Below are 25,973 nucleotides of genomic sequence, written 5' to 3'. Positions count from 1 at the left end.
GTGAAGCCCACACGCGCCGACATCACCACCAATCTCGTCATCACCACGGACCGACGCACCTACATGGTCGAGCTGCGATCCGGCGAGAAGCCCTACATGCCGGCCGTGTCCTGGTCTTATCCGCAGCCGGTAGGCGGCGGGCGTCAGGCAGTTCCGGCAACGCCGGTCATTCCGGCCGTCGCCGCCCGCAACTACCGATATGGCCTGACCGGCAGCAGCAATCCGCCATGGAAGCCTATCGCCGTCTATGACGACGGTCGCCGCGTCTATGTCGAATTCCCGCGCGGCATCGTGCAGGGCGAGATGCCGCCGCTCTTCATCATCGGCCCGGAAGGCGAGGCTCAGATCGCCAACAACCGCATCTACCAACACATCCTGATCGTCGACCGCCTGTTCGGTGCGGCCGAACTACGCCTTGGCGCGGGCGACCGCCAGCAGACCGTCAGGATCGTTCGCACCGACGGAAGGCCGCAATCATGAGCAACACGGACACCAATGCCGCACCGATGCGACTGCGCGCCGAAGCGCCCAGAGTCACGCGCCTGTCACGGAAGATGCTCGCCAGCGTGGCGGCCTTTGCCCTGGTCGGGATCGGCGGGGCGCTTATCTATGCGCTCCAGACGCGCGGGCCGGGCGATGGCGGCGAGGAGCTGTATTCCACCAACAACCGCCAGACCGCCGATGGCCTCGCGGGATTGCCGAGGGACTATACCGGCCCCGTTCTAGGCCCGGCGCTGCCCGGCGATCTCGGCGGTCCCATCTTGAGCGCACAGAATGCCGGCCAGCCAGTCGCGTCGCCCGTCGTGCCGACACCCGGCGTCGATGATGCCGAGCAGCGACGCCGCGCCGAGGAAGAAGCCGCACGCCTCAGCACCGTGTTCTTCCCGTCTCGACAGGGATCGACCGCCGCGACAACGGGCGCAATGCCCGGCATTGCCGGATTCGACCCTGGCAGCGCCGCCGCAGCGCAACCGACCGGACAGGACCGGCAGCTTGCTTTCCTCAACGCCGCGGCCGACCGGCGCACCGTGACTCCCGATCGCGTGACGCCGCCGGCATCGCCCTTCGTGCTTCAGGCCGGCGCGGTCATATCGGCGGCGCTCATCACCGGCATTCGTTCCGATCTTCCCGGCCAGATCACCGCGCAGGTCACGGAGAACATCTACGACAGCCCGACAGGCAGCATTCTGCTTGTGCCGCAGGGCACGCGGCTCATCGGCCAGTATGACAACAGCGTGCAGTTCGGGCAGCGCAGAGTGCTGCTCGTCTGGAACCGCCTCATCATGCCGAACGGCCGCTCCATTGTTCTTGAACGCCAGCCGGGCGCGGATACCCAGGGCTATGCCGGTCTGGAGGATGGCGTCGATTACCATTGGTGGGATCTCGCCAAGGCCGCCGCGCTCTCGACCCTGCTCGGCGTCGGCGCGGAACTCGCCACCGACGACAATGACCGCCTGATCCGCGCCATTCGCGACGGCGCACAGGATACCGTGAACCAGGCCGGACAGCAGATCGTCCAGCGCCAGTTGCAGGTCGCGCCGACCCTGACCATTCGCCCCGGGTTCCCCGTCAGGGTCATCGTCACCCGCGACATCGTGTTCGAGCCTTACAGGAGCTAGGTCATGACGAAGCTGAAACTCGGCCCTATCGCCGACGACAAGCCGGTCAAGATCATGGTGGAAGTGCCCGCGGCGCTCCATCGAGACCTGATCGACTATGGCCGCCTTCTGGCCGAGGGCGGTGCGCCGATCGAGCCCGCCAAGCTCGTCGTGCCGATGCTCGAACGGTTCATCAGCACCGACCGCGGCTTCGCCAAGGCCCGGCGCACGACGGGCTGACTGTTCATATCGGTGATGTCTTCAGGGGCGCTAATCGCCGCATCTTTTACGGCGATTAGCGCCCCTATCTGCTGCATCATCCGCAACGCCGGATTGGGCGGGGGTGCCGCCTGCGCATGAGCGTGAATCCGGCACGCTACCGGCTAGCGATCTTTCGCCATGGTTCGCCAGACGCCGGGAATGCAGCCAGTTGCAGACCCGGCCCCGTTGAACGAACGAGGTTTGGCATGAGCACATTGAATGTCGGGATCGCAGGCGGCGGGGATCAATCATGAGCCAGTCGCCGCCCCCTCTCAGCAAGCGCACCATCCGCAGGGACCAGCTTCGCGAAATCGTCCCCCTGGCCGACACCACCATCTACGACATGGAGCAGCGCGGCGAGTTTCCGCGGCGCTTCTACCTGACCTCTCGAACGGTGGTGTGGGATCTCGCCGAGGTGGAGGCTTGGCTTGAAGAACGTCGCCGAGCCTCCCGAGCGAAGACGGCCAAGCGTGCGCCGGCACCCGACGTCACGCTCAGGAAGTCCCGTCCGGTCAAAGGCTAGGCTCCGGAGCCAGAAGGTCCATAGAGGCCGGATAGAGCGTCGGAGTGTATTTCTGGCCGCCGACCCATGCGTCGATCAGATTGCCCCATTCCTGCATCATGTGCCGGCGCTGGTGCTCATACTCGGCCTTGTTATAGACGCCGCGCGAAGAACGCCCGTCCTCGTGCGCCAAGCACTTCTCGATCCAGTCGCTGTTGAAGCCCAACTCGTTGAGCAGCGTCGAGCCCGTGCGGCGAAGGTCATGCACGGTGAACGGCTCCAGCGGCAGTCCCGCCTTCTTGGCCTGCACGACGACTGCCGTGGTGACGCGGTTGAAGGTCGCGCGCGACATCGGCGCATCCGCGTCGTAGCGCGAGGGCAACAGGTAGCGCGAATTGCCAGCGCAGGTCTTGAGCGCGACAAGGATGTCGAGCGACTGTTCGCACAGATAGACGTTGTGCGGCTTGGAGCGCTTCATGCGCTCCTTCGGGATCGACCACACGGCATTCTCGAAATCGACTTCATCCCACACCGCGTCCTGCAACTCGCTCTTGCGGACCATCGTGAGCAGGATCAGCTTCAGGCCCAGCCGGATCGTCGGCAGCGTCGCCACATGCTCAAGCTGGCCGAGCATGACCCGGATTTCGGCGGGCGAGAGCGAACGGTCCTTGGGAACGAACGTCGCGATCGAGGCAGGCCCGACCTCTTCGGCGGGGTTCGGCACCTTCTCGCCGTGCAGCTTCGCGAAGGCGAAGACCAGCTTCACGATGTCACGGACATGGACGGCCGTAGCCGGCGCTCCCCGCTTCTTCACCTTGTCGCACATCGCCCGGAGATCCTCGGGCGTGATCTCGGTCAGCAGCCGATTGCGGAACGTCGGCAGGATGTCGCGCTCGTAGATCGAGCGCCGCATCGCGCGGGTGCTCTCCGCCATCCGATGCTCTTGCAGCCAACGTTCACCGAATTCCCCGAAGCTCTTCGCTTCCTTGATGCGGCGCTTCTCGCGCTGCTTCTCCTGGGCAGGCGACCGCCCTTCCTGAATCGAGCGCTGCGCGTCGATCAACTTCTCCCGCGCACGGGCCAGAGAGAGGCCCGCCGGCCCGTAGCGGCCGAGCGTCAAAGTCTCCCTTCGACCGTGCAAGCGGTAGTCATAGCGGAATACCACGGCGCCCGACGGGTTCACGACGACATACATACCGTCACGGTCAGAGACCTTGTATAATTTTTCCTTTGGTTTCAGCGACTTGATCGCGGCATCAGTAAGCATCGGACTCTCCGAATTCGTTCAAGAAACGTCAGAGAGCCCCTAAAAATACCGTCAGGCCAAAATGGACTAATCTTGGCGGCGAATTTTCCTTTATTCTCAATGTAATAAGATCGAAAAAATACCGTCACAAGCTCTCTAAGCCATGACGGTATACGCAATTTTGCGATGTCACAAGACGCCCCATACCGTCAGCTCCGCCGTCGATCGCGAGGCTCGCCCAGCGATTGACGGCGAAAGATGGCGGAAGGAAAATTCTTTATTTTCAGCGTGTTATGGAGGGTAATCGGCGGTTATCGGCGGCGTTTGGGTAGGCCCGAATTATTCCCACTCGATCGTGCCGGGCGGCTTGCTCGTCACGTCATAAACGACGCGATTGATGCCGCGCACTTCGTTGATGATGCGGGTTGCCGCGCGGCCGAGGAAGTTCATGTCGTAGGGATAAAAATCCGCCGTCATGCCATCCACCGAGGTCACGGCGCGCAGCGCACAGACGAAGTCATAGGTGCGGTAATCGCCCATCACGCCCACGGTCTGCACCGGCAACAGCACGGCAAAGGCCTGCCAGATGGTGTCGTAAAGACCGGCCTTGCGGATTTCGTCGAGATAGATCGCATCCGCCTTGCGAAGGATATCGAGCTTTTCGCGGGTGATCGCGCCGGGGCAGCGGATCGCGAGACCCGGGCCGGGGAAGGGGTGGCGGCCGATGAAGCTCTCCGGCAGGCCGAGTTCGCGGCCAAGCGCGCGCACTTCATCCTTGAAGAGTTCGCGCAGCGGCTCGACGAGCTGCATATTCATGCGCTCGGGAAGACCGCCGACATTGTGGTGGCTCTTGATGGTGACCGAGGGGCCGCCGGAGAAGGAGACGCTCTCGATGACGTCAGGATAAAGCGTGCCCTGTGCGAGGAAATTCGGTGCTCCCTTGCCGTCGGCGGCAATCTTGGCCGCTTCGGCTTCGAAGACCTCGATGAACAGGCGGCCAATGGTCTTGCGCTTCACTTCCGGATCGGAAACGCCCGACAGTTCACCGAGGAACAGGTCGGCGGCGTCAACATGAACAAGCGGAATATTGTAATGGTCGCGGAACATGCCGACGACCTGCTCGCTTTCGCCAAGCCGCATCAGGCCGTGGTCGACGTAAACGCAGGTCAGCTGGTCGCCGATCGCCTCGTGGATGAGGATGGCCGCAACCGAGGAATCGACGCCGCCGGAAAGCGCACAGAGCACGCGGCCGGTGCCGACCTGCTCGCGGATCTTGCGGATCATCTCGGCGCGATAGGCCGCCATCGTCCAGTCGGATTTCAGCCCGACGATCTTGTGCACGAAGTTGGAGAGCAGCTTGCCGCCGTCAGGCGTGTGCACCACTTCCGGGTGGAACATGGTGGAGTAGTAGTGACGCTTCTCGTCTGCGGCGATGGCGAAAGGTGCGTTCTCGGAGGTCGCGATGACCTCGAAACCATCAGGCAGCTTCGTCACGCGGTCACCATGGCTCATCCACACGGGATAGCTCTTGCCCTGTTCCCAGAAGCCTTCGAAAAGCGGGCTTGCCTTCTTGATGTCGATATCGGCACGGCCGAATTCCGCCGCATGGCCACCCTCGACCACACCACCGAGCTGCGTGCAGAGCGTCTGCTGGCCGTAGCAGATGCCGAGGATCGGAACCTTGCTGTCGAACACCGCCTGCGGTGCGCGCGGGCTGCCTTCCGCCGTGACAGATGCGGGGCCGCCGGAGAAGATCACGCCCTTCGGCTGAAGCTTCTCGAAGGCCTCTGCGGCATTCTGGAACGGGTGGATTTCGCAATAGACCCCGGCTTCACGGATGCGGCGCGCAATCAGCTGCGTCACCTGGCTGCCGAAATCGATGATGAGAATGCTGTCGGGATGGGCTATCTGGGTCATGGCGAGCCTTTAAAGAAAATGGCGGCTTTAGGCAACCCGGAAGCGGGCGTCAAACAGCGGAAATTTGCGAAAATCGCAAGGTTCAGAGGGCGATCACGCCGTCCTCGATGGCGTGGCAAAGCCGGTCGACGGCATCCGCCAGCTTTTCATCGATGATGTGCAGGTACTCCGTCCAGTCGTCCACATGGTTCACATCCACCTTGCCATCGGAAATGCCGCGCAGACTGACGAGAGGCACGCCGAAACGCTGGCAGGCTCTTAAAACCGCAAAGGTTTCCATTTCCACCATATCGGCGTCGATCAGCCCGTAGGCCTCGCCGGAGACGACATTGGCGCCCGTGGAAAGCCGCGCCTCGGCAACTTCAGGTATTCGCAAAGGCAAGGCCACTTCGGCGGGCAGATCAAGCAGCGGCGTACAGCCCTTTTCGAAACCGAAGGCGGAGGCGTCCATGTCGCGATAGGAAACCGAAATCGCCTGATAGATGCCGGTTTGCTCCAGCGTCCGCGAACCGGCGGAACCGAGCGAAACCACGAGGTCGGGCAGGTGATCGGCCGCATCGAGACCGGCAAGAACGGCCGTGACCGCAATCGCTGCCTCGACCGGGCCGATACCGGTCATCAGCGGTGCAATGCGTGCCTGAAGATGAGGGCCGTATTCGGGGGAAGCCGCCATGACGAAGAGGACGGATTTATTCGCAACATGCAAAAGCCGGTAGCTCATCCGGTAATATCCTCACGCCCCTTCACCACCATCATCGTGCCCGTCATCGAGGCGATCAGCTTTGCCGGCCCGTCGGAAAGCGCATAAGCGCGGCCATCGGCGACGATCAGGTTATTGCCGGGCTTGATGATTTCACCGCGAAACAGGAACCGCTCGCCACGTCCGGGCGACATGAGGTTGACCTTGAATTCGATCGTCAGCAACGAGGCTTCCGGCTCGATGATCGTATAGGCGGCATAGGTGCAGGCCGTATCCAGACCGGCGGCGATGACGCCGGCATGCAGGATACCGTGCTGCTGTGTCAGCTTTTCATGAAAAGGCAGCTCGATTTCCACCAGCCGATGTTCGATACGGCTGATCTCGGCGTTAATCGCCTGCACCACGCCCTGCCGCGCAAAGCTTCTTTCTATCCGCTGACGAAAATCGCCGGGATCCGTGATCTCCATGGCCTACCTGCCTGCTTCTGCCTCATCGCAAACTGACATGGCGCGTGGCGGCAGGCAAGGCAAGGGCGGCGCAGGGATTTAGTTCAACATGCCGATGCTTGCGTTCAACACCGTGGCAAAGGCGACCCACAGGGCATAGGGCACGAAAAGCCACATGGATATGCGGTCCCGGCGGTAGGTAAGTGCCACGAAGGCGATGATGCAGATCAGCATCGGAATGATGATGACGAGTGCACCTGCCGGGCTTTGCATGCCGAAGAAGATCGGCGACCACAGGAAGTTCAGCACCATCTGCGTGAACCACAGCCGCATGCGCGTTCCCATCGGCTTGCGGATCCATGTCCGCGCGCCGGCAATGCCGATCAGTACGTAAAGCGCGGTCCAGACAGGCCCGAAAATCCAGTTGGGCGGATTGAAGAACGGCTTCTGCAGCGATTGATACCATTCGCCGGGCACATTGTTGACGCCAATCAGCGCCCCCACGGCAACAACAGCAACCACAAAAACAACATGGACGGCAAGGTTTCTCATGCCCCGTCCAATGCGCCGGCCGGGCTTTTGTTCCCGTGTCTTTTCAGTATTTTAGCTGGACAGACGTACGATGTGCTGGTCCCACGCCACGTCGCTGCGCAGGGTCTCGAAAAATCCGTCATAGGAAGAAACCGCAATGCCTCTCGCGGCGGGTGCGACGCCTGCCGCTTCCCGCACGGTCGTCTCGGAAACGACACGCCCGGTTTTTGCATCCAGCGTCACGGCGGCGTTGCCGTTGGGCGAGGTCAGGCCCACCAGCCCATCGCGCCGGTTGACGGCGATGGCCCCGACATAATTGGCAAGGCGCACCGTCGTTTCTTCCGGCAGATCGACAAAGGTGAGATCCTCACCCTTGGAGAAATGGCCGACAAGCGGCGGAAGATCGTTGCGCGGTCCCTCATATTGGCAGGCGAACCAGATGCGCCCGTCATCGCCGAGATCGACATGGCGGGTGGAAAGCTGCCGCAGCCGGTCCGGCATGGCGTGTTTCTGGATCAATTGACCCGTCACGGCGTCCAGAAGCACGAGGGATGGCTGCATGCTGTCGATATTGAGCTTGGTTCGGCCGAAGTCCGGATGGGTTTCGATGCCGCCATTGGCGATCACGATCAGCCGTCCGTCATCGCTCACCGTCATATCATGTGTGCCGATGCCATGCGCATCATATTCGCCGATGCGGGCAAAGCCGTTGCGGGCGTCATAGAGCCCGATAACGCCGCGATTGCCGTCGAAGTCGTTTTCGCTGGCATAGAGGATTGCCCCGTCAGGGGAGAATTGCCCGTGGCCGTAGAAGTGGCGGTTTTCCGGCGTGTGCATCACGATCGGTTCGCGGTGCCGCGCGGGGTCGAAGGCCATGAAGAACGTGCCGGGCCGACGTGCAAAGGCCACGGTCATACCGGTCGCGTGGTTCGTCGCCATTCCATGGGCGCGGGCGGGAAGCGCGACGCGGTCGATGATCTCGCCGCCCTCGCTCACCGTCGCAATGCCGTAGGAGCCGTCACGGGCGCGGAAAGCGGAAGCGAAGACCGCATCTGTCCGTTCGAGCGCATAAAGTGAACGGGGCGCCAGCGCGGCGAGGAAGGGAACGCCCGCCGCTTTGATGAAGCTGCGCCGATCTATCAGCAACCGTTTGGTGCCTGATATCATCGGTTCAGTCCCCATCGGCGAAGGAAAAGCCGGAACTGAGGCCGATCGCGCCGCCATATTGATCGTTCAAGCGGTAGATCAGGTCTTTGCCATTGAGCAGCAGATAATCCACCTTGGCGCGCTGATCGTCCTGATCCAGCGCCTTTTGCACATCCGTATCGATTGTCCCGGCAACGCGGATCATCGATTTGGCGATGAAGTCGATGGAGTTGACGATGGAGCGCTGATCGGGCGGGACGAGTTCGACCATATCCGCCGTATGCAGCAGGTTCTGAACCGCCTTGATATTGGTGGAAATGCTCTGCCATGTCAGGCCGGAGCGCCAATAAATGGCGGTGCGCGGAAATCTTGCCTTGTCCGGTCCCTTGTAGAAGGTTTCGATCCGCTGGTCGCGAATGGCTTCAGAGCCATGGACCAGAATGCCAAGCAGGGCAACAAGCGCCTCGCGCTCGTCGCGAAAGACGGGGTTGTCCGCTCCTGGCTCGGTCCAGTTTTTCCGCGCGCCGTCAGGTGCATTCCAGCTGCCGGAAAGTTCCGTCGCCACATTGGCAATATTGCCGGCGATCGCGGCGCCATAGCGGCAGCGGAAATCACCCTTCCTGTCGAGCAGCTCTTCCGCGCCGGTTCCGTAAAGCACGAACTCCAGAGCGCCGAGCCCCTGCGCCGCAACGCTCTTGCCGCTCAGGCCATCGGCACTGGTGACGCTTTCATCCTTTTCGGTGAGATAGCGCTGCACCTGTTTCAGCCCGAGACCCTTTTTGTCGGGATAATAAAGCACGCGTTCGAAACGGTTCTTCTCGATGACAGGGCCGACACGCACGATCTCGATGGTGGACCAGCTTGACACCGTATCGACAAAGGCAGCCTTGGCCGCCGCTGCGGTCGTTTCGGAGGGAGCGGTGCAGAAAGCTTTCATGCGGCCTTCCAGCGTCTCCGCCGACTGCCGGAAGCGATCATAGCCGGGACGAATGAAGCCGTTCACCGCCTTTTCCATAACGCTCCGCACCTGCGCCGGGTCGAGTGGTGGCGGCGGCATCAACTCCACGTCCTGCGCCATTGCCGGCTGGTTGGCCAAGAGTAGCAACACGGAAAAGAGACCGGAAATTTTTCGCATGGCATTTTTCATCAAAGGGACTCCAGAAAAGCCAGCAAAGCCTGCCGGTCGGATTTTTGCAAGGCGACAAAGGCGTCACGCGCTTTTTGCCCTTCGCCGCCGTGCCACAATATCGCTTCCGGCAGGCTGCGGGCCCGGCCGTCATGCAGGTAAAAACCGTTGCCATTGACCTTTTGCGTCAGGCCGATGCCCCAGAGCGGCTGGGTTCGCCACTGCCGTCCGCTGGCTTCGCCCACTTGCTGGCCGTCGGCAAGTCCTTCGCCCATGTCGTGCAGCAGAAAATCGGAATAGGGCCAGATTAGCTGGAAGGAATGCATGGGGTCGGCGGCATCGCGGCGGGTGACGAATTTCGGGTTGTGGCAGGCCGTACAGCCGGTGGCGTAGAAAAGCTGCTTTCCCTGCAGAACTACCGGATCATCGACATTGCGGCGGCGCGGCACGGCGAGGTTTTCGGTATAGAAGGTCACGAGATCGAGAACCGGATCGGGCGCCTCCACCGGCCCGAGCCGGGGCTGCACGCCGGTCGGCATGGCAAGACAGTCCTTCTGGATGTCCGTGCAGTCGCCATAGGCATTCGGCGCATCCGGTGTGGAAATGCCGATATCGTGGGAGAAGGCGCTGGCGCTCTGGTCGCGCACGCTCGCATTCTGCGCCTTCCATCCAAACCGCCCGAGTTTCACCTCGCCGGTGCGATGGTCTTTGACCCATGCGGGACGCCCGGCAATGCCGTCGCCATCATTGTCGTCCGGGTCGGCCTTGGCCAGGATATCGGCCTCGGCAATGGCCTCGATCAGGCCAAGACCGAGAGTGGGCATGGCAATGCGTGCCGAAAGTGTCGTGTCGGCACCAAGCGGGCCATATTGCAGATTCGCCACGGCATAGTCGGGTTTGCGCAGCATCACCACCTCGCCATCCGCCAGTTGAACCGGCTCTTCCCTATAGGTGATGACTGGCTTGCCTTCGGCGGCAAGGCCGGGAATGGCCAGGTTCTGAAGCTGCCGGCCATAGGTCTCATCGGGAAAATTTAAGGTCTGGTGGCTGGCAATGGCCCGTCGTTCGGCTTCATTTCGGGCCGGCCGCGCCAGCCGCAGAAATAGCGAGACGGCATCTTCCCCGGCAAGGGGCGGGCGGCCCCTGCCATCCTTCACATGGCAGGTCTGGCAGGACCGCGCATTAAACAGCGGCCCAAGCCCGTCCGAAGCCTGTGTGGAAGAGGGAGAGGAGACCCAGAGCTTCTGGAACAGCGCGTTGCCGAGCTTGAAATCCTGCTTCCGCTCAAGCGGCATGGTGGCGGAAGGATGTGAAAATGCGTTGCTATCGGCCTTGCTGGCGCTGGTCGTCGCTCCGCCGGACATGGCCTCGAAAGCTTCCGGCCTGGTAAAATCCGCCGTTGGCGCGGTCACGGCCAGCACGCGGTGTCGATCTTTCTCCGTCAAATCGTCATGCAGCGGTTCGGCAAGCGCCATCGACGCCACAAGGCAGGCTGCCCCGGCGAAGAAGAATGGCTTGCGGATCGGCGGCGGCAAAAATTGCATGACAATAGGGCGGATGGGAGTAACGGGCCGCAGCGATCTGCGGCCCGCTTTACCGCTTATTTGAAGACGGCGTTCGGATTGTCGAGGCTGTCGGAGCCTTCAAGCTCGATCTTGCCGAGATCGAGCGCCGCGATGACGCGTTCGACAGACTTCGTCTGGTCGAGAAGGCCATCGATGGCCGCCTGAACCACGGCATTGCCTTCCTTGTTGCCTTCGCCGATCATCTGGTCATAGGCCTCGACGGTCTGTGCGCGCTTTTCCATCGCGTGCATGGCGTCGAGCGTCTTATTGAGCTTCGCCAGCATCTCGTCGTTCAGCGCCTTGTCCTTGGCGCCGACCAGTTCGGACAGCGAGGCGCCCGTCATCTTCGTTCCGTCCACGCGGGTATAGTCGCCGGTATAGGCCGAGGCGATGCCGATCGCGTCGTAAAGATGCGAATTATAGGTGTTGTCGGAGAAGCAATCATGCTCCTCTTCCGGATCGTGCAGCAGAAGGCCGAGCTTCATGCGCTCACCCGCCAGCTCACCATAGGAGAGCGAGCCCATGCCGGTGAGGATGGCCGTGAGGCCAGCCTTCGGATCGGCTTCCACCGTTTTCGTGGCTTCGCCTTCCGGCGCCCAGGCATCCACCATTTCCTGAAGATCCTTGACCAGCAGGGTCGAGGCGGATTTCAGGTAGTCGGCGCGGCGGTCGCAATTGCCGTTCGTGCATTTGGCCTTGTCGTAATCGGTGTAGGGGCGGTTGCCTGCGCCCGGTCCGGTGCCGTTCAGGTCCTGACCCCAGAGCAGGAATTCGATGGCGTGGTAACCGGTCGTCACATTGGCTTCGACATCGCCCGCCTCGTGCAGGCTTTCGATCAGCTCGGGGGTGATCTTGGAGGCGTCGACCTCTTCACCGCTGATCTTGATCTTCGGATTGGCAATGATGTTGGCAACGTAAAGCTCGTTTTCGTCGCTTTCCGTGCCATAGGAACCGTCGACATAGTCGATCAGGCCTTCATCCAGCGGCCAGGCATTCACCTTGCCTTCCCAATCGTCAACGATCGGGTTACCGAAACGATAGACTTCCGACTGCTGATAGGGAACGCGGGCCTTGATCCATGCTTCCCGGGCGGCTTTCAGGGTTTCTTCGCTCGGCGTTGCGATCAGCGCATCGATGGCCTTGTCCAGCGCCTTCGCCGTTGTCAGCGAATCCTCATATTTGGCATGCGCGACATCGGCATAATGCTTGACGACGGCAGCCGCGTCAGTGGCGGCCTGGGCGGGAAGCGCGGTGAAAGCCGCAGATGCGGCAAGAAGCGCAAAAGAAGCGCTGAGAATGGTTTTGCGGATCATGATCCCTCTCCTTCGGCAGGCGCGAAATGACTTCACGCCGCGGCAAGCGAGTTCTGACCCAATCACAAACTTGTGTCAAACATTCTAGTTTAGAATGCTTTGAAACAAGACCTGGTGTTGTTTTCCAAGTAAAATCGGTGCTTGCAAAGACGGTGTTATGCTTTGCGTTTCATCAAGCAGAAGAAGAAGCCGTCCGTATCTGTGGTTGCAGGCGTCAGCGTCACTGTCTTGCCGTCGGAAGAATGCGGTTTGTTGGTATTACCGCCGAAAGTCGTCTGCCAGCGCTCCAGTGCCGAGCCAATGGCAAATTCCGGATTTTCCTCGCAGAAGCGACGGACCTGCTGTTCGTTTTCTTCGGGAAGCACCGAACAGGTGACATAGAGCAGCTCCCCGCCCGGGCGCACGAAACCCTTGGCCTGCGAAAGCGCCTCGCCCTGCTGCTGCACGCGCTCTTCCAGATTGCGGGCCGTCAGCCGCCATTTGGTGTCGGGTCGGCGGCGCCATGTCCCGGTGCCGGTGCAGGGCGCGTCCACCAGAACGCGGTCGAATTTTTCCTGGAACGGCGTAAGGCCAGAGGCGCGGTCATGAACCTGCACATTGCGCGTACCGGCCCGCTTCAGCCGCTCGATGATCGGCGCGAGCCGCTTGCGGTCGGCGTCAAAGGCGTGGACCTGACCCTTATTGTTCATGCTGGCCGCCATGGCCAGCGTCTTGCCGCCGCCGCCGGCGCAATAATCGAGGATCTGTTCGCCTTCATGCGCGCCGGCAAGATCGGCAACGATCTGCGATCCCTCGTCCTGCACTTCGAACCAGCCCTTCTGGAAGGACAGTTCGGCGGTGACGTTCGGCAGACGGGAAGGGCCTTCGCCAGCGGGAATGCGCACGCCCTGCCGGGCGATATGCGTGGCTTCCGCGCCGCTTTCTTCCAAAGCCTTCAGCACCTTGTCGCGCGTCGCTTTCAAGGTGTTGGCACGAAGATCAAGTGTCGGCCGCTCATTCAGCGCCTGCGCCTCGGCGAGCCAGCGCTCTCCAAAGGCGGTTTCGAAGGAAGATTGGACCCATTCGGGTATATCGCCCTGAATATGGGCCGGTGCGTCACTAAGGGAACGGGAGAGAAAGGCCTGCTGCCTTTCCGCATCGGGTGCGGCGGGTGCGAATTTGTCGCCGTCGAATTCCGCCGAAAGGTCCGAAAAGCTTTTGCCCCACTGCCGCAACAGAACCGCATAGGCAAGAGAGGCAGCGCTATCGTCATCCATCAGCCAGGCATGCGACAGTTTCATGCGCAGCGCGTCATAGACGATGTTGCCAATTGCGGCCCTGTCGCCGGAACCGGCGAAACGATGGGCAAGGCCCCAATCTTTCAGAGCATCGGCAACGGGACGCCTGCGTCCCTCAATATCTGCCAATACTTCGATTGCTCCGGCCAAACGCCCGCCTAAACGCATTGTCTACCTCGTTCTTGTGCTAAGCCCGGTTGGTAGACGCGAATGGCGGCGAGGGCAAGGCTCAATCGGCCTTGACGACCTCGTAGCAGACCTTGGCGGTGCCGGAGCTGATCATGCCGATGTTCTTGGCGGCTGCCTTGGAAAGATCGAGAACGCGGCCCTTGATGAACGGCCCGCGGTCATTGATGCGCACCACAACGGCCTTGCCATTGCGCGCATTGGTCACCTTGACCTTGGTGCCGAACCGCAGCGAGCGGTGGGCGGCGGTCAGGTTGGCGGCGTTCATGCGCTCGCCCGAAGCAGTCTTGGAGGTCAACGCATACCACGATGCGCCTCCACAACCATTTGCCGCATTCGCCTGAAGAGGCGCAATGATGGAACAGGCGGCAATGGTTGCAGCGGTGAAAGTTATACGACGGATATTCAACAAACTGTGCTTCCCTGAAAATCGGCCCCGCGCCGATTGATTGTGCCCTTGCTAAACGGCCATGAACTGGCCTGAACGCCTTTTGATGCGAGATTGTAGGGCGAGGGAAAAATGGCGAAAAAAAGCTGATCTCAAATCACGAACTGTTACAGTCTGTAATATTCGTGATCGTTAGCCGGAAAGCTGTCGGCAGGGCATCCTGGCCAAAAGGTGGAAAAAATAACGCAAAATCAATGGACAATCGAAATGCTGTTACAAGTCACGGCTTCGTGAATCCAGTTCACGAAATGTGAGTGAAATATTTTTCTAATGACTACGATTTTAGCGATTTTCGGATGGTTAATAAAATCCTAATTGGCTGAAATAAGACGAAAACCATCCGCAAAAGTGGGTTTGGAAGGATTTTTCATCGCTTTTCCGGGTGAGGTTTTTCAACCTCGCCAGAGGCCGTTTTCCCACAATTGTTTGAGGGAGAGCCGGTACTCCGGAAAGCGGAAATCGAAGCCAAGATCGCGTATTCTGGTGTTGGAAACACGCTTGTTCTCGCCATAAAAAGAGCGCGCCATCGGCGTCAGATCGGCGGTCTCGAAGGCCTGTTCGGGTGGTGGTTCCACACCCATCAACGTCGCTGCAAAGCTCACCACATCCTGCGGCGGGCAGGGTTCGTCGTCGGTCACGTTGAAGATGCCGCGCTCATTCCTCTTCACCAGAAAGGCAAGTGCGGCACCGATATCTTCCACCCGGATGCGATTGAACACCTGATCCTTCTTCACCAGCCGCCGGGCCGTTCCCTTCTCGAAATTCATGAAGGCATTGCGCCCCGGACCATAAATTCCGGAAAGGCGCAGGATGGAAAGCGGCACATCCGCCTTTTCCGCTGCCGCAGTCCAGGCGGTTTCCGCAGCCACCCGTTCCACGGATCGCGCGGAGACGGGGCGGCAGGGTGTCGCCTCGTCCACCCAGGCGCCGCCATGGTCGCCATAAACGCCGACGGTGGAAAGGTAGGCGACCCATGTCAGATTGGGCAGGAGCTTTTTCAGATCGTCGCCCAGAAGCGCAAGCAATGGATCGCCGTCCTTGCCCGGCGCGACGGATTGTACGAGATGCGTGACATTGCCCATTGCGGCGACGAGTTCGTCATTGAGCTGAACGCCGTCAAAGAGGAAGGGCGTCATGCCCGCGGCGGTAAGGTTTGCGAACTTGTCATGGCTGCGTGTGGTTCCGGAAACGCTTGTTGCTTCGCTTTTCAGCGTGTTTGCGATGGCTTTTCCCGAATATCCCGCGCCGAAAATCATCACATGCATGCGTCACGCCCCTGCCAGTTGCCATTCCATTTCCGCCTCCGGATCAGCCTCCGGGGCGCGACCGGCAGAGTATGTACGGAATTCGTCCCTGTCCATAAGTCGTGACAAGGCCCATGCGGCCATGCCGCGCACTTCGGGCGAAGGGTCGGTTTCGGCAAGCGCCTTGCATTGTTCCACGAATTGCCGGTCGGCAGAGTTGCCCGCCGCGATCAGCACGTTGCGGATGAAGCGATTGCGGCCGATGCGCTTGACGGGCGAACCACTGAAGAAGCTGCGAAAGGCGGCATCATCGAGCGTCAGCAGGAAGGCGATGGAAGGTTCCTTCAGATCCCCGCGCGCCTGCAATTTCATCTCGGAGGCGCTGGCCGCGAACTTGTTCCACGGACAGGCGGCAAGGCAATCGTCGCAGCCATAGATGCGATTGCCGATCATCGGCCGGAATTCGTGCGGGATCGGCCCCTTGTGTTCGATGGTGAGATAGGAAATGCAGCGGCGCGCATCGAGCTGGTAAGGGGCGGGGAAGGCGGCCGTCGGACAGGCATCGAGACAGGCGCGGCAGGAGCCGCAATGGTCCCTCTCAGCTTCGTCAAGACAGAGTTCCGCCGTGGTGAACATGCTGCCGAGAAACAGCCAGGAGCCATGGGTGCGGCTGACGAGGTTGGTGTGTTTGCCCTGCCAACCGAGACCGGCGGCGGCGGCAAGCGGTTTTTCCATGACGGGTGCGGTGTCGACAAAGACCTTCACATCCTCACCGGCGCGAGCGGCAAAACGGGTGGCGATTTCCTTCAACCGCCCCTTGATGATGTCGTGATAATCGCGATTGCGGGCATAGACCGAAATGGCCGCCTTGTCGGGTTTGGAAAGCAGCCCGCGCGGGTCTTCTTCAGGACCGTAGTTCAGCCCGAACATGACGATGGAGCGCACGTCGCCCCAGAGCGTTTTCGGCTCCGCCCGGCGGGCCTCGGTCTCCTCCATCCACGCCATTGTGCCGTGATAGCCCTTGTCGAGAAATTGTCTCAGCCGTTCCGGCGCGAGCGGAATGCTGTCCGGTGTCGTGATGCGGCAGAGATCGAAGCCGAGCGAAAGCGCTTCCTGGCGAACGAAGTCCGTCAGTTTACGCGCACGTATCCGCTGCTTGTCGCTGGCAACGTCGATGGTCTTTTCTCCCGAGCGTTATGCTGCGGCATATATAGTGCATGTCGCCCGAAAGTGTGCATCGGTTTCGGGAAAACGACATGCTTTAAATACAGCCGCGCGCCGCAGCAAATAACCGGCAGATAAGACCTCAGAAGTCCAGATCGGCGTAGTGGGAGGAGGGGGCAAGCCGCGGAATGCGTTCGCTGAGGAACGGCCGGAAGGAAGGACGGGATTTCACCCGCTGATACCATTCCTTGGCAATCGGCGCTTCGAGCCAGTTGATCTCACCGAGATAATCCAGCACCGAGACCGAGGCAGCCGCGGCAAGATCGGCATAGCTCAACCGGTCGCCAGCCAGCCAGGTGCGCGAACCGGCGAGCCATTCAAGATATTTGATGTGCTGGCGAATATTGTTGCGGGCGGTGCGCAGCAGCTTGGAATCCGGCGGTCCGCCACCCTGCGCCGCCGTCATCTGTAATTTATAGACCCGTTCCCGCACCAGCGGCCGGGTCACGTCGTTTTCCATCTTCTGCAGAAACCATTCCGTCAGGCGGCGGATTTCCGCGCGCTGAAACGGATCTTCGGCAAGAAGCCGACGGTCGCGCTTTAAAACCCCATGCGTTTCGTCAAGAAATTCCGCAAGCACATAAGGCCCGCTCAGAGAGCGCATATTGTCATCCAGATAGACCGGCAGGGTGCCAGCCGGATTGAGCGCCAGAAACTCCCGCCGTCTTTCCCACGGTTGCTCCTCCACGAGATCGGTCTGGAACCCGTATTCCGCAAGGATCAGACGAACGAACCGGGATGCGGTCGACATCGGAGAGTGATAGAGAGTTGGCATCGGTACTCAATTTTTACGATTGGTTGTCATGATCGGCATTTGCCGAAAAACTTTTTCAGTTTCGCTTCATCAAGACGCTATAAGAGCTTGGCTACTTTAAAACAAGTTTAACGCAATTGCCTTCCATTGCCACTTTCCCCCTGAAAAGAAGGATACCTCATGGGTGACCAATCGATCATCAGCGCGCTTCTGCTGGGTATTATCGAGGGTCTGACGGAGTTCATTCCCGTCTCCTCAACGGCGCATGTGCTGCTGGCCGGGCATTTCCTCGGCTTCAAATCACCCGGCAACACCTTTGCCGTTCTCATTCAGCTTGGTGCGATCCTTGCGATCCTTCTTGTTTATTTTCAAAAGCTTGTGTCGATCGCCATGGCCTTGCCGACCAGCGCCAAGGCGCGTCGTTTCGTGCTGGCCGTCGCTCTTGCTTTCCTGCCGGCGGCGATTATCGGTGCTTTGGCGCATGACTTCATCAAGACCGTGCTGTTCGAAACGCCGATGCTCATCTGCGTGGTGCTGATCATCGGCGGCGTCATTCTGCTCGCGGTCGACCGCATGCCGCTAAAACCGAAATATACCGACATCATGGACTATCCGCCGTCGCTTGCCTTCAAGATAGGCCTCTTCCAGTGCCTTGCGATGATTCCCGGCACGTCGCGGTCCGGCGCCACAATCGTCGGGTCGTTGCTGATGGGAACGGACAAGCGTTCCGCCGCCGAATTTTCGTTCTTCCTGGCCATGCCAACCATGCTCGGCGCTTTCACTCTCGATCTTTACAAGAACCGCGATGCGTTGAGCTTCGATGACGGCGCGCTGATCGCCGTGGGTTTCGTCGCCGCTTTTGTTTCGGGCCTCTTCGTCGTTCGCTCTCTGCTGGATTTCGTATCGCGGCGGGGTTTTGCGCCCTTCGCCTGGTGGCGCATCGCCATCGGTTCGCTGGGATTGATCGCCCTTCTGGTTCTGGGGTGAACCAGAAACGGGAATAACCTCCCCGTGATGAACGAACAGAAACAGAAAAAGCGCCCCGGAGAACCGGCGGCGCTTTTTCTTTGAAACTTTAAAGGCCGATCAGTTGGTGCTGATCGAAGCCGTTGCGCAGGGGTCGACGCCATAGGCGGGAGCGCAACCGCTCTTACCCGCTGCAACCGTTCCCGGCGCCATGAAAGAACCCGCCAGAACCACCAAAGCCGCACACGCAAAAAAGAGTGCGATAGATCTGCCCATTTTATGATTGCCTTTCAGACGTTCGTTCGCGCGGATCATGCCGCCGTGTGTGAATTGAGTGGTCGGGATATGTTTGGAATGTGGCGAATATCAATAAAGCAGCTTGTTGAATACCGGGTTAATACGAAGTCTTTTCCACAGTTGCGCTTGTGCCACGCTTGCCTGTGGAGGCCCGACGGCCGTTAACTTTTACCCGGCTTTGCAAAGCAGCCTTAGTTCATGCGACACCTCCCCTGCAGTTGAGGGGAAAATGCACGAATAGCGGTTTGGTTGCAATTGAATTGCGCAAAAACAAAAAGCGGGAATGGCTCCCGCTTTCATTTACGATCGATGAGGCTGAAGGTGGCCTCAGGCCGCTTTTCCAGCATTGGAGAACTGGCCGTGCGGGCGATATTGCACCATGTAGGACGGCAGAATGGACGCGACACGAACGGGGGTGATGCCGATGCCTTCCAGCGTCAGGCCGTTCTTTTCGGTCTCAGTGGAAACGACATTGTCCTTTTTCAGCATGATCACCTGATCGACCGTAAGCGGCGGCGTAATCAGTGGCACCATTGAAGCGATCTTGCCAATCATCGACGCGACGCCGAAGGGCAGGTTGACGAAAGGACGCTCCCGATAGGTCGCGGCAAGAACCGCCTCGAGACAGTCACGGAACGTCATGACATCCTGACCGCCAAGTTCATAGATCGCGCCGGGCTTCAGCTTACCATCGACGCCGCGGGCGACGGCTTCCGCGACATCCTCGACATAAACAGGCTGGAACCTGGTTTTTCCGCCGCCGATCAGCGGCAGGAACGGCATGCTGCGGGCCATCTTTGCGAACTTGTTGAAGAAATCGTCTTCCGGTCCAAAAATGATCGATGGACGCAGGATCACGGCGCCAGGCAGGATGGAGTGAATGGCGGCCTCGGCGCGGCCCTTGGTGCGGCCATAACCGGTTGGCGAATTGGCATCCGCGCCGATGGCGGAGATATGCGTCAGCGTGGCGCCGGCATCGCGGGCCGCCTCGGCAATGGCTTTCGCGCCGAATTCCTGCACGGCGTCAAAAGTGTTGCGGCCGCTTTCGGCCAGGATGCCGACGCAATTGACCACATGGTCGGCGTCTTCCACGGCTTTGACGATGGAATCGCGATAACGCAGGTTCGCCTGGGCGAAGGAGATCTGGCCGACATTGCCGAGCGGTTGCAGGAAGCCGGCGAGATCCGGGCGGCGCACGGCGACGCGGATGCGGTAACCGCGCTTGGCAAGTATCCGCACGACATGCCGCCCGACAAAACCCGAACCGCCGAAAACGGTAACGAGGGGTGGAAGGTTGGCCAAGGTCATGGGAGGCTCCTCAGAAGCTGTCGATAAAGCGTTTTTCAGTGTCTTAGCCCAAAGCCGCGCGCGCGTGAAGAGATGTTGTCGCGAGGCAGGGGCCGGTTTTGGCAATGGGATTGACGCTGGTCAAATCCCTTCGACGATCATCATCTCCGCATCTGCTACGTCCTGGCGGATTTTTGCCGCCGCCTGATATTCGGGAGAGTTGTAGCAGTCAATCGCATGCTGGACGGACGGGAACTCGATGATAACGTTGCGCGCACGCGCCTTGCCTTCCAGCTCCGTCACCGAACCGCCACGGGCCAGAAAATTGGCGCCGAACCGCTCGAAGGCGGGCTTGGCTGTGGAGACATAGTCCTTATACCGCTCGCTGTCGCGCACATCGACGCGGGCGATCCAATATCCCTTTGCCATTTCATCTCCTCCTGTCGTTATTACTGATTTGCCGGAAAGCTGGCGCGCAGCATGTCGTCCAGAATGGCGCGGGCCGCCGCTTTCGGATCTTCCGCCCTGACGATCGGACGGGCGACGACCAGATGGCTCGATCCGGCCTTGATGGCGTCGTAGGGTGTCATCACCCGCTTTTGATCACCCAGATCCGCGCCGGCCGGGCGAATGCCGGGGGTGACGACAGCAAGGTCCGGACCAAGGATTTCACGCACGGCGGTCGATTCCTCCGCCGAACAGACGATGCCGCCCATGCCCGCCTCGCGTGCCTGCTCCGCCCGGCGCAGCACCAGCGAACGGGCATCGGAGGCATAACCCGCCTCGGCGAGATCGACGTCGTCCATCGAAGTCAGCACGGTCACGCCCAGCAGACAGAGGCCGGAGCCTTCGGCGGCCTTGACGGCAGCGCGCATCGCTTTCGGATAGGCATGCAGCGTCAGCATCGACATGCCCATGCGGGCGATGTTTTCGACACCGGAGGCGACGGTGTTGTCGATATCGAGCAGCTTCATGTCGAGAAAGACCTTCTTGCCGCTCTGGACAAGGTCACGCGCGAATTCGAGACCGCCTGCGAAGACCAGCTGATAACCGATCTTGTAGAACAGAACCTCATCGCCGATTTTCGAGACGATGTCTTCGGCCTGCTGCACAGTCGGAACATCCAGCCCGACGATGAGTTTTTCGCGCGCGGTCATTGTCTTATCCCTGCCATGTTTCCATTGCCGTCCAGTCGCATGTGGGGGACGCGGCTGCAAGTGAAAAGTCGGCGATGGAAAAGCGAAAGAGGTTGCCGCCGCCGGACGGCTGGTCCTTGCCGCGGCTGATGCCGCGGCCTTCGATATGGCATTTCAGAAGTGTGCCCACGCCACCGTGGCCGACAAAGGCAATAGGCTGCGGCGGGTCGTGCCGGTCAAGAACGGCTTTGACGGCCCCGACGATCCGCGCCTGCGCGTCGATTGCACGCTCCCAGCCGTGAAAACTCTCCTCGGGATGGGCGAAGAACCAGTCCGCCGCCTTTTCGAATTCCGGCGGCGGCAGGAAACCGGTGGCGGACCGGTCGTTTTCATGCATCGCCTCGATGATCTCTATCTCTGCACCGGAGGTTTCGGCAAGGATGCGGGCGGTTTCGATTGCCTTGGTTTCAGCGCTGGAAACGATGTGGCGCAATGACCGCGCCCAGGGCAGGCGGCTTGCCTCGCGCGTCCGCTCGGCACCCCTGTCAGAAAGCCCCCATTCGGGAACGGGAACAGCCGGATCGATCTTGACCTGGGGGTGGGTGATGTAGAGCGCATGCATGGCAATCGGTCCTCAAGGGCGATGGAAAGGGCAAATCAACACCCTAACCATTCGTCACGACCGGGAAATGACGTGTTCCGGCACTCCGTCGAATATCAGGCCCGCGTATAGGTCCACAATTGTGCCGGCGGAATATTGCGCACGATGAAATCGAAATGGCGGATGTGGTAGAGATGCGGCTGCGCGACGATGGGGGAAATCGGACCGTAGGATATCTGCACCACTGGGCGGCCGTGCGGCACGCGCTTCAGCAGTTCGTCGAGAAGCTTGATACGGGCGGCCATGGGGAAATTCAGCATCGGCACGGCGGAAACGACGCTGTCGAACATCTGGCCCTTATGTTCGCCAAGTGTCGCATCGAGATCGAAGGCGTCGCCATTGACGAAGTTGACGCCGGGATAGCTCCTGAGCAGCTGGTTGTAGAAATCGGTCGAATATTCGATGGCCGTCAGGTTCTCGGGCTTGATGCCGCGTGCCAGAATGGCCTTGGTGATGACACCCGTGCCCGGGCCGAGTTCGAGAACCGGCAGGCCGGAATGGGGATTGATGACACTTGCCATTTTTTTCGCCGTGATCGACGATGTCGGCACAATGGCCCCGACTTTTTTCGGCTGGCTGACCATGCCCTTGAAGAAGCGGATTTCTTCCTCAAATTTCTGTTCAAGCCGTTGCTTCAGGTTAAGTGCCATAGTTCCCTCAGATGCTTTTGGTCATTGTCAAAAAACTGTTACGCAATGTTGATCCCATTTGGCGCAAAAACAAGGCAAAATGTCGTAACTGGAAAAATTCGCTTACAGTTTGAAATGCGCGTCGCCGAATCAAAAAAGCCGGCGGAGCGTTCCACCGGCTTTTTTAATGAAATTTGCGGAAAATTCCCGCTTCAAACGCGCATCGGCATCAGAACATAAAGCGCATCGTCGCCGGCGGTGTCGCGAACGAGCGTCGGCGAGCCGGCGTCGGCCAGCAGGAAAATCGCGTCATCGCCGGAAAGCTGAGAGGTGATGTCGAGAAGATATTTGGCGTTGAAGCCGATTTCCATCGAATCATTGTCGTAACCGACAGCCACTTCTTCCGTCGCACTGCCCGAATCCGGGTTGTTGACGGTCAGCGTCAGCTGGCCGTTGGTGAGCGCCAGCTTCACGGCGCGGCCGCGCTCGGAAGAAATGGTCGAGACGCGGTCCACGGCCTGCGCGAAGGTCTGGCAATCGACGCGCATTTCCTTGTCGTTGCCGGTCGGGATCACGCGCTGGTAATCCGGGAAAGTGCCGTCGATCAGCTTCGAGGTGAGAACGACTGAACCGATGGTCAGGCGGATTTTCGCATCCGAAACTTCGACGGTGACTTCGAGTTCCGGATTGTCCATCAGCTTCTGCAACTCGCCGACGGTCTTGCGCGGAATGATGATGCCCGGCATGCCCTCGGAGCCGGAGGGCGCATCCACATCGGCGCGCGCCAGGCGGTGACCGTCGGTGGCGACGGCGCGCAGCTTCAGATCGCCATTGCTCTCGATGGTGTGGAAGAAGATGCCGTTAAGGTAATAACGCGTCTCTTCCGTCGAAATCGCAAATTGTGTGCGGTCGATCAGCATCTTCAGATCGGTCGCCTTCAGTTTGAAGGTGTGGCTGAAGGTGCCGGCGGTCAGATCAGGGAAATCCCCTTCCGGCAGGCATTGCAGCGAGAATTTCGAGCGGCCGGAGGCAACCGTCATCGAGGAGCCGTCCGGGTTGGTCGCCAGAAGCACCTCGGAACCGTCGGGCAGCTTGCGCACGATTTCATAAAGCAGATGCGCCGGCACGGTCGTCGCGCCTGCCTGTTCCACCATGGCCGGGGTCGCTTCGGTGATTTCGAGATCGAGGTCGGTCGCCTTCATGTCCAGATTGGCGCCAGAGGCGCGCAGGAGGACATTGGAGAGGATCGGGATCGTGTTGCGACGCTCGACGACCCGGTGGACGTGGTTCAGCGATTTCAGAAGGTTCGACCGCTCAAGAGTAATACGCATGGACGCTACCGCTTTCAACCGTTGCGAACCGGCCACCGCCGGATCGGCAAGAAAAGTCTTCACCGGCAAAAAGCCGGACAATGTGGACGGGCAAAATGGCAGAGTTATTGCGGAAAATGCAAGAGCCGAGTGCATCTGCCGCGGCTCATTTTGCTGCTATACAACATGATCCACAGGTTGGGACCGCCAATGGACCTTGTTCGCCGGTTTTCTATTGCCCATAAAGGGGAAAACCGGAGCGACCGGCCGGCAAGGATCGGCCAGAATGATTGGAAGCCGTGTGACGCAGGAAATATCGAGCAGCGATGCCAGACAGGCAGCGAAGGAATTCAGGATCGGCACGGCCACCATTCCGGCCCGGCCGCTGGAGCCGGCGCTTTACCTCGTCGCCACCCCCATCGGCAATCTCGGCGATATCACCATCCGCGCGCTGGAAACTTTGGCCTCGGCCGATGTTCTCGCCTGCGAGGATACCCGCGTCACCCGCATTCTGCTGGAGCGTTACGGCATCCGCACGCGCCCGCTCGCCTATCACGAACACAATGCCAATGAAGCGGGGCCTAAGCTCATCGCCGCGCTGGAGGCCGGAAAATCCGTAGCGCTGGTATCGGATGCCGGAACGCCGCTGGTTTCTGATCCTGGCTATCGCCTCGGCCAGCTTGCACTTGAGGCCGGCCATCGCGTCGTGCCGGTGCCGGGTGCCTCTGCGCCCCTTGCCGCCCTGGTCGGGTCCGGCATGCCGAGCGATGCCTTCCTGTTTGCGGGTTTCCTGCCGGTGAAAGATCGCGGTAAGCGCGACCGTTTTGCCGAGCTGGCGAAAATCCCCGCGACCCTGATCTTCTTTGAATCGCCGCATCGCATCAGCGCCACCGTCAAGGTGGCATCGGAGGTCCTGGGCCGCGATCGCCGGGCGGTGGTCTGCCGCGAGCTGACCAAGACCTTCGAGGAGTTCCGGCGCGGGACGCTGGGTGAGCTTGCGGATTATTACGATGGTGACCGTGTGGTGAAGGGCGAGATTGTGCTTCTGGTGGAGCCGCCTTCCTATGACGAAATTCCCGATATCGAAGATGTCGAAAAGCTCCTGAAGGATCTCGTCGCCACCATGTCCGCCGCCAAGGCTGCCGGCGAAGCGGCGAAGCTGACGGGCCTGCCGCGCAAGGAGCTTTATCAGAGGCTGCTGGATATGAAGGAAACGGATGGCCGCTGACGGGCGAAGCAATAAAAGACGCAAGGCCGTGCGACGCGGCCATGCCGCGGAATATTGGGCTGCACTTTATCTGCTGTTGAAGGGATATCGTATCCTGGCCATCCGGTATCGCACGCGGCTGGGGGAAATCGATCTCATCGCCCGCAAGAAGCACCTCGTCGCCATCATCGAGGTCAAGGCGCGGTCATCGGGCGAACGTGCGGTTGATGCCGTCGGCTTCCATTCGCAACAGCGCATCCGGGCCGCTGCCGATCTCTGGCTCTCCCGCCGCAAGGATGCCGCGCGGTTTTCGCTGCGCTTCGATATCATCGCCATTCTGCCGCGACGCCTGCCGCAGCATTTCATTGACGCCTTTTGAGGGGGAGGAAAACAATGCCCACGGAGCGGGAAAAAATGGCTGCGGGCGAATGGTATAGCTGCATGGATGCCGAACTGGATGTGCTGCGCTGGCAGGCCCGGCGTGCCGTTCATCAACACAACACCATGCCGCCGGATGAGCGCGGCGCCATCGGACCGATGCTGCGGGCGCTCTTTGCCGCCGTTGGTGAAGGGGCATTCATCGAGGCGCCGTTTCATTGCGCCTACGGCTTCAACATTAGGCTCGGCAGGAATGTCTATCTTAATGCCGGCTGCACGATTCTCGATTCCGCGAAGGTGGAGATAGGTGACGGCGCGATGCTCGGCCCCGCCGTGCAGATCTATTGCGCCGAACATCATCTCGACCCGGTTCCCCGCGCGCAAGGCATTGAAATCGCAAAGCCCGTCATGATCGGCCGTGATGTCTGGATTGGCGGCGGGGCGATCCTTCTGGCGGGTGTGACCATTGGTGACGGCGCGATCGTCGGCGCCGGTTCGGTGGTGACGCGTGACGTGCCGCCGGGCGCAACGGTGGTGGGAAGTCCAGCCCGCGCGATAAAGCGTAGCGACAGTTGAGGCATGTGTTCCGAGGGGGAACCGCGTCCATTAGCATCCGCT

At 60.4% G+C, this 25,973-nt stretch carries 29 protein-coding genes; 9 read left to right on the top strand and 20 right to left on the bottom strand.

Going from position 1 to position 25,973, the window contains the following annotated elements; translation table 11 throughout:
• From ACIQUH_RS21955 to ACIQUH_RS21940, 4 genes are all read left to right on the top strand, one after another.
• Nucleotides 1-480 (top strand): TrbG/VirB9 family P-type conjugative transfer protein (locus ACIQUH_RS21955; RefSeq protein WP_400818907.1); only part of this gene is annotated, 480 nt, incomplete at its 5' end.
• Complete coding sequence (locus ACIQUH_RS21950) at nucleotides 477-1,619, top strand: TrbI/VirB10 family protein (protein WP_400818904.1); 1,143 nt, start codon at nucleotides 477-479, stop codon at nucleotides 1,617-1,619. The genes ACIQUH_RS21955 and ACIQUH_RS21950, both read left to right, overlap by 4 nt.
• 3 nt (nucleotides 1,620-1,622) lie before the next feature.
• Entirely contained in the window at nucleotides 1,623-1,838 is a 216-nt protein-coding gene (locus ACIQUH_RS21945) for a DUF2274 domain-containing protein (RefSeq protein WP_400818902.1), read from the top strand.
• A gap of 271 nt (nucleotides 1,839-2,109) precedes the next feature.
• Nucleotides 2,110-2,382 carry a helix-turn-helix transcriptional regulator gene (locus ACIQUH_RS21940; protein WP_400818900.1) on the top strand — a complete coding sequence of 91 codons (273 nt, stop codon included), beginning with the start codon at nucleotides 2,110-2,112 and terminating at the stop codon, nucleotides 2,380-2,382.
• Here the strand turns inward: ACIQUH_RS21940 and ACIQUH_RS21935 are convergent.
• The 14 genes from ACIQUH_RS21935 to ACIQUH_RS21870 form a co-directional block, all read right to left on the bottom strand.
• Nucleotides 2,372-3,628 carry a tyrosine-type recombinase/integrase gene (locus ACIQUH_RS21935; protein WP_400818898.1) on the bottom strand — a complete coding sequence of 419 codons (1,257 nt, stop codon included), beginning with the start codon at nucleotides 3,626-3,628 and terminating at the stop codon, nucleotides 2,372-2,374. The genes ACIQUH_RS21940 and ACIQUH_RS21935 overlap by 11 nt on opposite strands.
• 318 nt (nucleotides 3,629-3,946) lie before the next feature.
• Entirely contained in the window at nucleotides 3,947-5,524 is a 1,578-nt protein-coding gene (gene guaA, locus ACIQUH_RS21930) for a glutamine-hydrolyzing GMP synthase (RefSeq protein WP_400818896.1), read from the bottom strand.
• Between the two features lie 82 nt (nucleotides 5,525-5,606).
• On the bottom strand, nucleotides 5,607-6,245 hold the full coding sequence (locus ACIQUH_RS21925; protein ID WP_400818893.1) for a 5'-methylthioadenosine/S-adenosylhomocysteine nucleosidase: 639 nt from the start codon (nucleotides 6,243-6,245) through the stop codon (nucleotides 5,607-5,609).
• Entirely contained in the window at nucleotides 6,242-6,691 is a 450-nt protein-coding gene (locus tag ACIQUH_RS21920; protein WP_003520131.1) for a PaaI family thioesterase, read from the bottom strand. Before ACIQUH_RS21920 ends, ACIQUH_RS21925 begins: the two co-directional genes overlap by 4 nt.
• Before the next feature lie 78 nt (nucleotides 6,692-6,769).
• On the bottom strand, nucleotides 6,770-7,222 hold the full coding sequence (locus ACIQUH_RS21915; protein WP_400818890.1) for a TspO/MBR family protein: 453 nt from the start codon (nucleotides 7,220-7,222) through the stop codon (nucleotides 6,770-6,772).
• A 51-nt stretch (nucleotides 7,223-7,273) separates the two neighbouring features.
• Nucleotides 7,274-8,368: a DUF1513 domain-containing protein gene (locus ACIQUH_RS21910; RefSeq protein ID WP_400818887.1), complete on the bottom strand. Its 1,095-nt coding sequence runs from the start codon at nucleotides 8,366-8,368 to the stop codon at nucleotides 7,274-7,276.
• Between the two features lie 4 nt (nucleotides 8,369-8,372).
• Nucleotides 8,373-9,494 (bottom strand): imelysin family protein, encoded by a 1,122-nt coding sequence (locus tag ACIQUH_RS21905; protein WP_400818885.1) that lies wholly within the window; start codon nucleotides 9,492-9,494, stop codon nucleotides 8,373-8,375.
• Nucleotides 9,494-11,017 carry a di-heme oxidoredictase family protein gene (locus tag ACIQUH_RS21900; RefSeq protein WP_400818882.1) on the bottom strand — a complete coding sequence of 508 codons (1,524 nt, stop codon included), beginning with the start codon at nucleotides 11,015-11,017 and terminating at the stop codon, nucleotides 9,494-9,496. The genes ACIQUH_RS21905 and ACIQUH_RS21900 overlap by 1 nt, the downstream gene beginning before the upstream one ends.
• Before the next feature lie 56 nt (nucleotides 11,018-11,073).
• Complete coding sequence (locus ACIQUH_RS21895; RefSeq protein ID WP_400818879.1) at nucleotides 11,074-12,351, bottom strand: imelysin family protein; 1,278 nt, start codon at nucleotides 12,349-12,351, stop codon at nucleotides 11,074-11,076.
• A gap of 155 nt (nucleotides 12,352-12,506) precedes the next feature.
• A complete protein-coding gene (locus ACIQUH_RS21890) occupies nucleotides 12,507-13,796 on the bottom strand; it encodes an RsmB/NOP family class I SAM-dependent RNA methyltransferase (protein ID WP_400818877.1) in 1,290 nt (429 codons plus the stop codon).
• 61 nt (nucleotides 13,797-13,857) lie between these two features.
• On the bottom strand, nucleotides 13,858-14,226 hold the full coding sequence (locus tag ACIQUH_RS21885) for a septal ring lytic transglycosylase RlpA family protein (RefSeq protein WP_269341622.1): 369 nt from the start codon (nucleotides 14,224-14,226) through the stop codon (nucleotides 13,858-13,860).
• 428 nt (nucleotides 14,227-14,654) lie between these two features.
• Complete coding sequence (locus tag ACIQUH_RS21880) at nucleotides 14,655-15,527, bottom strand: SDR family oxidoreductase (RefSeq protein WP_400818874.1); 873 nt, start codon at nucleotides 15,525-15,527, stop codon at nucleotides 14,655-14,657.
• 3 nt (nucleotides 15,528-15,530) lie between these two features.
• Nucleotides 15,531-16,682 (bottom strand): tRNA epoxyqueuosine(34) reductase QueG, encoded by a 1,152-nt coding sequence (gene queG, locus ACIQUH_RS21875; protein WP_400818924.1) that lies wholly within the window; start codon nucleotides 16,680-16,682, stop codon nucleotides 15,531-15,533.
• A 130-nt stretch (nucleotides 16,683-16,812) separates the two neighbouring features.
• Complete coding sequence (locus ACIQUH_RS21870) at nucleotides 16,813-17,505, bottom strand: glutathione S-transferase family protein (protein ID WP_400818872.1); 693 nt, start codon at nucleotides 17,503-17,505, stop codon at nucleotides 16,813-16,815.
• 159 nt (nucleotides 17,506-17,664) lie between these two features.
• Here ACIQUH_RS21870 and ACIQUH_RS21865 point away from each other — a divergent pair, with 159 nt between their 5' ends.
• Nucleotides 17,665-18,471 carry an undecaprenyl-diphosphate phosphatase gene (locus tag ACIQUH_RS21865; protein ID WP_400818870.1) on the top strand — a complete coding sequence of 269 codons (807 nt, stop codon included), beginning with the start codon at nucleotides 17,665-17,667 and terminating at the stop codon, nucleotides 18,469-18,471.
• Between the two features lie 603 nt (nucleotides 18,472-19,074).
• On the opposite strand, the gene ACIQUH_RS21860 is transcribed toward ACIQUH_RS21865, so the two are convergent.
• The 6 genes from ACIQUH_RS21860 to dnaN all read right to left on the bottom strand — a co-directional run bounded on the left by ACIQUH_RS21860 (nucleotide 19,075) and on the right by dnaN (nucleotide 23,791).
• Nucleotides 19,075-20,055 (bottom strand): complex I NDUFA9 subunit family protein, encoded by a 981-nt coding sequence (locus ACIQUH_RS21860; RefSeq protein ID WP_400818868.1) that lies wholly within the window; start codon nucleotides 20,053-20,055, stop codon nucleotides 19,075-19,077.
• Nucleotides 20,056-20,175: 120 nt separating this feature from the next.
• Complete coding sequence (locus ACIQUH_RS21855) at nucleotides 20,176-20,463, bottom strand: DUF1330 domain-containing protein (protein ID WP_400818866.1); 288 nt, start codon at nucleotides 20,461-20,463, stop codon at nucleotides 20,176-20,178.
• 20 nt (nucleotides 20,464-20,483) lie between these two features.
• Complete coding sequence (gene pyrF, locus ACIQUH_RS21850) at nucleotides 20,484-21,191, bottom strand: orotidine-5'-phosphate decarboxylase (RefSeq protein ID WP_003503850.1); 708 nt, start codon at nucleotides 21,189-21,191, stop codon at nucleotides 20,484-20,486.
• Between the two features lie 4 nt (nucleotides 21,192-21,195).
• The gene (locus ACIQUH_RS21845) at nucleotides 21,196-21,792 is read right to left on the bottom strand and encodes a histidine phosphatase family protein (RefSeq protein WP_400818863.1); all 597 of its coding nucleotides are present in this window, start codon (nucleotides 21,790-21,792) and stop codon (nucleotides 21,196-21,198) included.
• A gap of 95 nt (nucleotides 21,793-21,887) precedes the next feature.
• Nucleotides 21,888-22,481, bottom strand: a complete 594-nt coding sequence (gene pmtA, locus ACIQUH_RS21840; protein WP_003520115.1) for a phospholipid N-methyltransferase PmtA — start codon at nucleotides 22,479-22,481, stop codon at nucleotides 21,888-21,890.
• Between the two features lie 191 nt (nucleotides 22,482-22,672).
• Nucleotides 22,673-23,791: a DNA polymerase III subunit beta gene (dnaN, locus tag ACIQUH_RS21835; protein ID WP_065654600.1), complete on the bottom strand. Its 1,119-nt coding sequence runs from the start codon at nucleotides 23,789-23,791 to the stop codon at nucleotides 22,673-22,675.
• On the opposite strand from dnaN, the gene ACIQUH_RS21830 reads away from it, so the two are divergent.
• From ACIQUH_RS21830 to ACIQUH_RS21815, 4 genes are all read left to right on the top strand, one after another.
• Nucleotides 23,790-23,960, top strand: coding sequence for a hypothetical protein (locus ACIQUH_RS21830; RefSeq protein WP_400818858.1), 171 nt, complete (start codon nucleotides 23,790-23,792; stop codon nucleotides 23,958-23,960). The genes dnaN and ACIQUH_RS21830 overlap by 2 nt on opposite strands.
• A gap of 96 nt (nucleotides 23,961-24,056) precedes the next feature.
• A complete protein-coding gene (rsmI, locus tag ACIQUH_RS21825) occupies nucleotides 24,057-24,998 on the top strand; it encodes a 16S rRNA (cytidine(1402)-2'-O)-methyltransferase (RefSeq protein WP_400818855.1) in 942 nt (313 codons plus the stop codon).
• Nucleotides 24,988-25,356, top strand: coding sequence for a YraN family protein (locus ACIQUH_RS21820; RefSeq protein ID WP_400818853.1), 369 nt, complete (start codon nucleotides 24,988-24,990; stop codon nucleotides 25,354-25,356). Before rsmI ends, ACIQUH_RS21820 begins: the two co-directional genes overlap by 11 nt.
• Before the next feature lie 14 nt (nucleotides 25,357-25,370).
• On the top strand, nucleotides 25,371-25,931 hold the full coding sequence (locus tag ACIQUH_RS21815; protein WP_400818851.1) for a sugar O-acetyltransferase: 561 nt from the start codon (nucleotides 25,371-25,373) through the stop codon (nucleotides 25,929-25,931).
• Nucleotides 25,932-25,973: the final 42 nt, after the last annotated feature.

This window comes from Agrobacterium sp. NPDC090283 (assembly GCF_044769685.1).
GTDB lineage: Bacteria > Pseudomonadota > Alphaproteobacteria > Rhizobiales > Rhizobiaceae > Agrobacterium.
This window is presented reverse-complemented; position numbering and strand designations above follow the sequence as displayed.

What these genes read in the sequence shown, in the direction of transcription:
- ACIQUH_RS21950 (WP_400818904.1), top strand. Translation starts at nt 477, where the DNA reads ATGAGCAACACGGACACCAATGCCGCACCGATGCGACTGCGCGCCGAA.
- ACIQUH_RS21945 (WP_400818902.1), top strand. Translation starts at nt 1,623, where the DNA reads ATGACGAAGCTGAAACTCGGCCCTATCGCCGACGACAAGCCGGTCAAG.
- ACIQUH_RS21940 (WP_400818900.1), top strand. Translation starts at nt 2,110, where the DNA reads ATGAGCCAGTCGCCGCCCCCTCTCAGCAAGCGCACCATCCGCAGGGAC.
- ACIQUH_RS21935 (WP_400818898.1), bottom strand. Translation starts at nt 3,628, where the DNA reads ATGCTTACTGATGCCGCGATCAAGTCGCTGAAACCAAAGGAAAAATTA.
- guaA (WP_400818896.1), bottom strand. Translation starts at nt 5,524, where the DNA reads ATGACCCAGATAGCCCATCCCGACAGCATTCTCATCATCGATTTCGGC.
- ACIQUH_RS21925 (WP_400818893.1), bottom strand. Translation starts at nt 6,245, where the DNA reads ATGAGCTACCGGCTTTTGCATGTTGCGAATAAATCCGTCCTCTTCGTC.
- ACIQUH_RS21920 (WP_003520131.1), bottom strand. Translation starts at nt 6,691, where the DNA reads ATGGAGATCACGGATCCCGGCGATTTTCGTCAGCGGATAGAAAGAAGC.
- ACIQUH_RS21915 (WP_400818890.1), bottom strand. Translation starts at nt 7,222, where the DNA reads ATGAGAAACCTTGCCGTCCATGTTGTTTTTGTGGTTGCTGTTGTTGCC.
- ACIQUH_RS21910 (WP_400818887.1), bottom strand. Translation starts at nt 8,368, where the DNA reads ATGATATCAGGCACCAAACGGTTGCTGATAGATCGGCGCAGCTTCATC.
- ACIQUH_RS21905 (WP_400818885.1), bottom strand. Translation starts at nt 9,494, where the DNA reads ATGAAAAATGCCATGCGAAAAATTTCCGGTCTCTTTTCCGTGTTGCTA.
- ACIQUH_RS21900 (WP_400818882.1), bottom strand. Translation starts at nt 11,017, where the DNA reads ATGCAATTTTTGCCGCCGCCGATCCGCAAGCCATTCTTCTTCGCCGGG.
- ACIQUH_RS21895 (WP_400818879.1), bottom strand. Translation starts at nt 12,351, where the DNA reads ATGATCCGCAAAACCATTCTCAGCGCTTCTTTTGCGCTTCTTGCCGCA.
- ACIQUH_RS21890 (WP_400818877.1), bottom strand. Translation starts at nt 13,796, where the DNA reads ATGCGTTTAGGCGGGCGTTTGGCCGGAGCAATCGAAGTATTGGCAGAT.
- ACIQUH_RS21880 (WP_400818874.1), bottom strand. Translation starts at nt 15,527, where the DNA reads ATGCATGTGATGATTTTCGGCGCGGGATATTCGGGAAAAGCCATCGCA.
- ACIQUH_RS21870 (WP_400818872.1), bottom strand. Translation starts at nt 17,505, where the DNA reads ATGCCAACTCTCTATCACTCTCCGATGTCGACCGCATCCCGGTTCGTT.
- ACIQUH_RS21865 (WP_400818870.1), top strand. Translation starts at nt 17,665, where the DNA reads ATGGGTGACCAATCGATCATCAGCGCGCTTCTGCTGGGTATTATCGAG.
- ACIQUH_RS21860 (WP_400818868.1), bottom strand. Translation starts at nt 20,055, where the DNA reads ATGACCTTGGCCAACCTTCCACCCCTCGTTACCGTTTTCGGCGGTTCG.
- ACIQUH_RS21855 (WP_400818866.1), bottom strand. Translation starts at nt 20,463, where the DNA reads ATGGCAAAGGGATATTGGATCGCCCGCGTCGATGTGCGCGACAGCGAG.
- pyrF (WP_003503850.1), bottom strand. Translation starts at nt 21,191, where the DNA reads ATGACCGCGCGCGAAAAACTCATCGTCGGGCTGGATGTTCCGACTGTG.
- ACIQUH_RS21845 (WP_400818863.1), bottom strand. Translation starts at nt 21,792, where the DNA reads ATGCATGCGCTCTACATCACCCACCCCCAGGTCAAGATCGATCCGGCT.
- pmtA (WP_003520115.1), bottom strand. Translation starts at nt 22,481, where the DNA reads ATGGCACTTAACCTGAAGCAACGGCTTGAACAGAAATTTGAGGAAGAA.
- ACIQUH_RS21830 (WP_400818858.1), top strand. Translation starts at nt 23,790, where the DNA reads ATGGACGCTACCGCTTTCAACCGTTGCGAACCGGCCACCGCCGGATCG.
- dnaN (WP_065654600.1), bottom strand. Translation starts at nt 23,791, where the DNA reads ATGCGTATTACTCTTGAGCGGTCGAACCTTCTGAAATCGCTGAACCAC.
- rsmI (WP_400818855.1), top strand. Translation starts at nt 24,057, where the DNA reads ATGATTGGAAGCCGTGTGACGCAGGAAATATCGAGCAGCGATGCCAGA.
- ACIQUH_RS21820 (WP_400818853.1), top strand. Translation starts at nt 24,988, where the DNA reads ATGGCCGCTGACGGGCGAAGCAATAAAAGACGCAAGGCCGTGCGACGC.
- ACIQUH_RS21815 (WP_400818851.1), top strand. Translation starts at nt 25,371, where the DNA reads ATGCCCACGGAGCGGGAAAAAATGGCTGCGGGCGAATGGTATAGCTGC.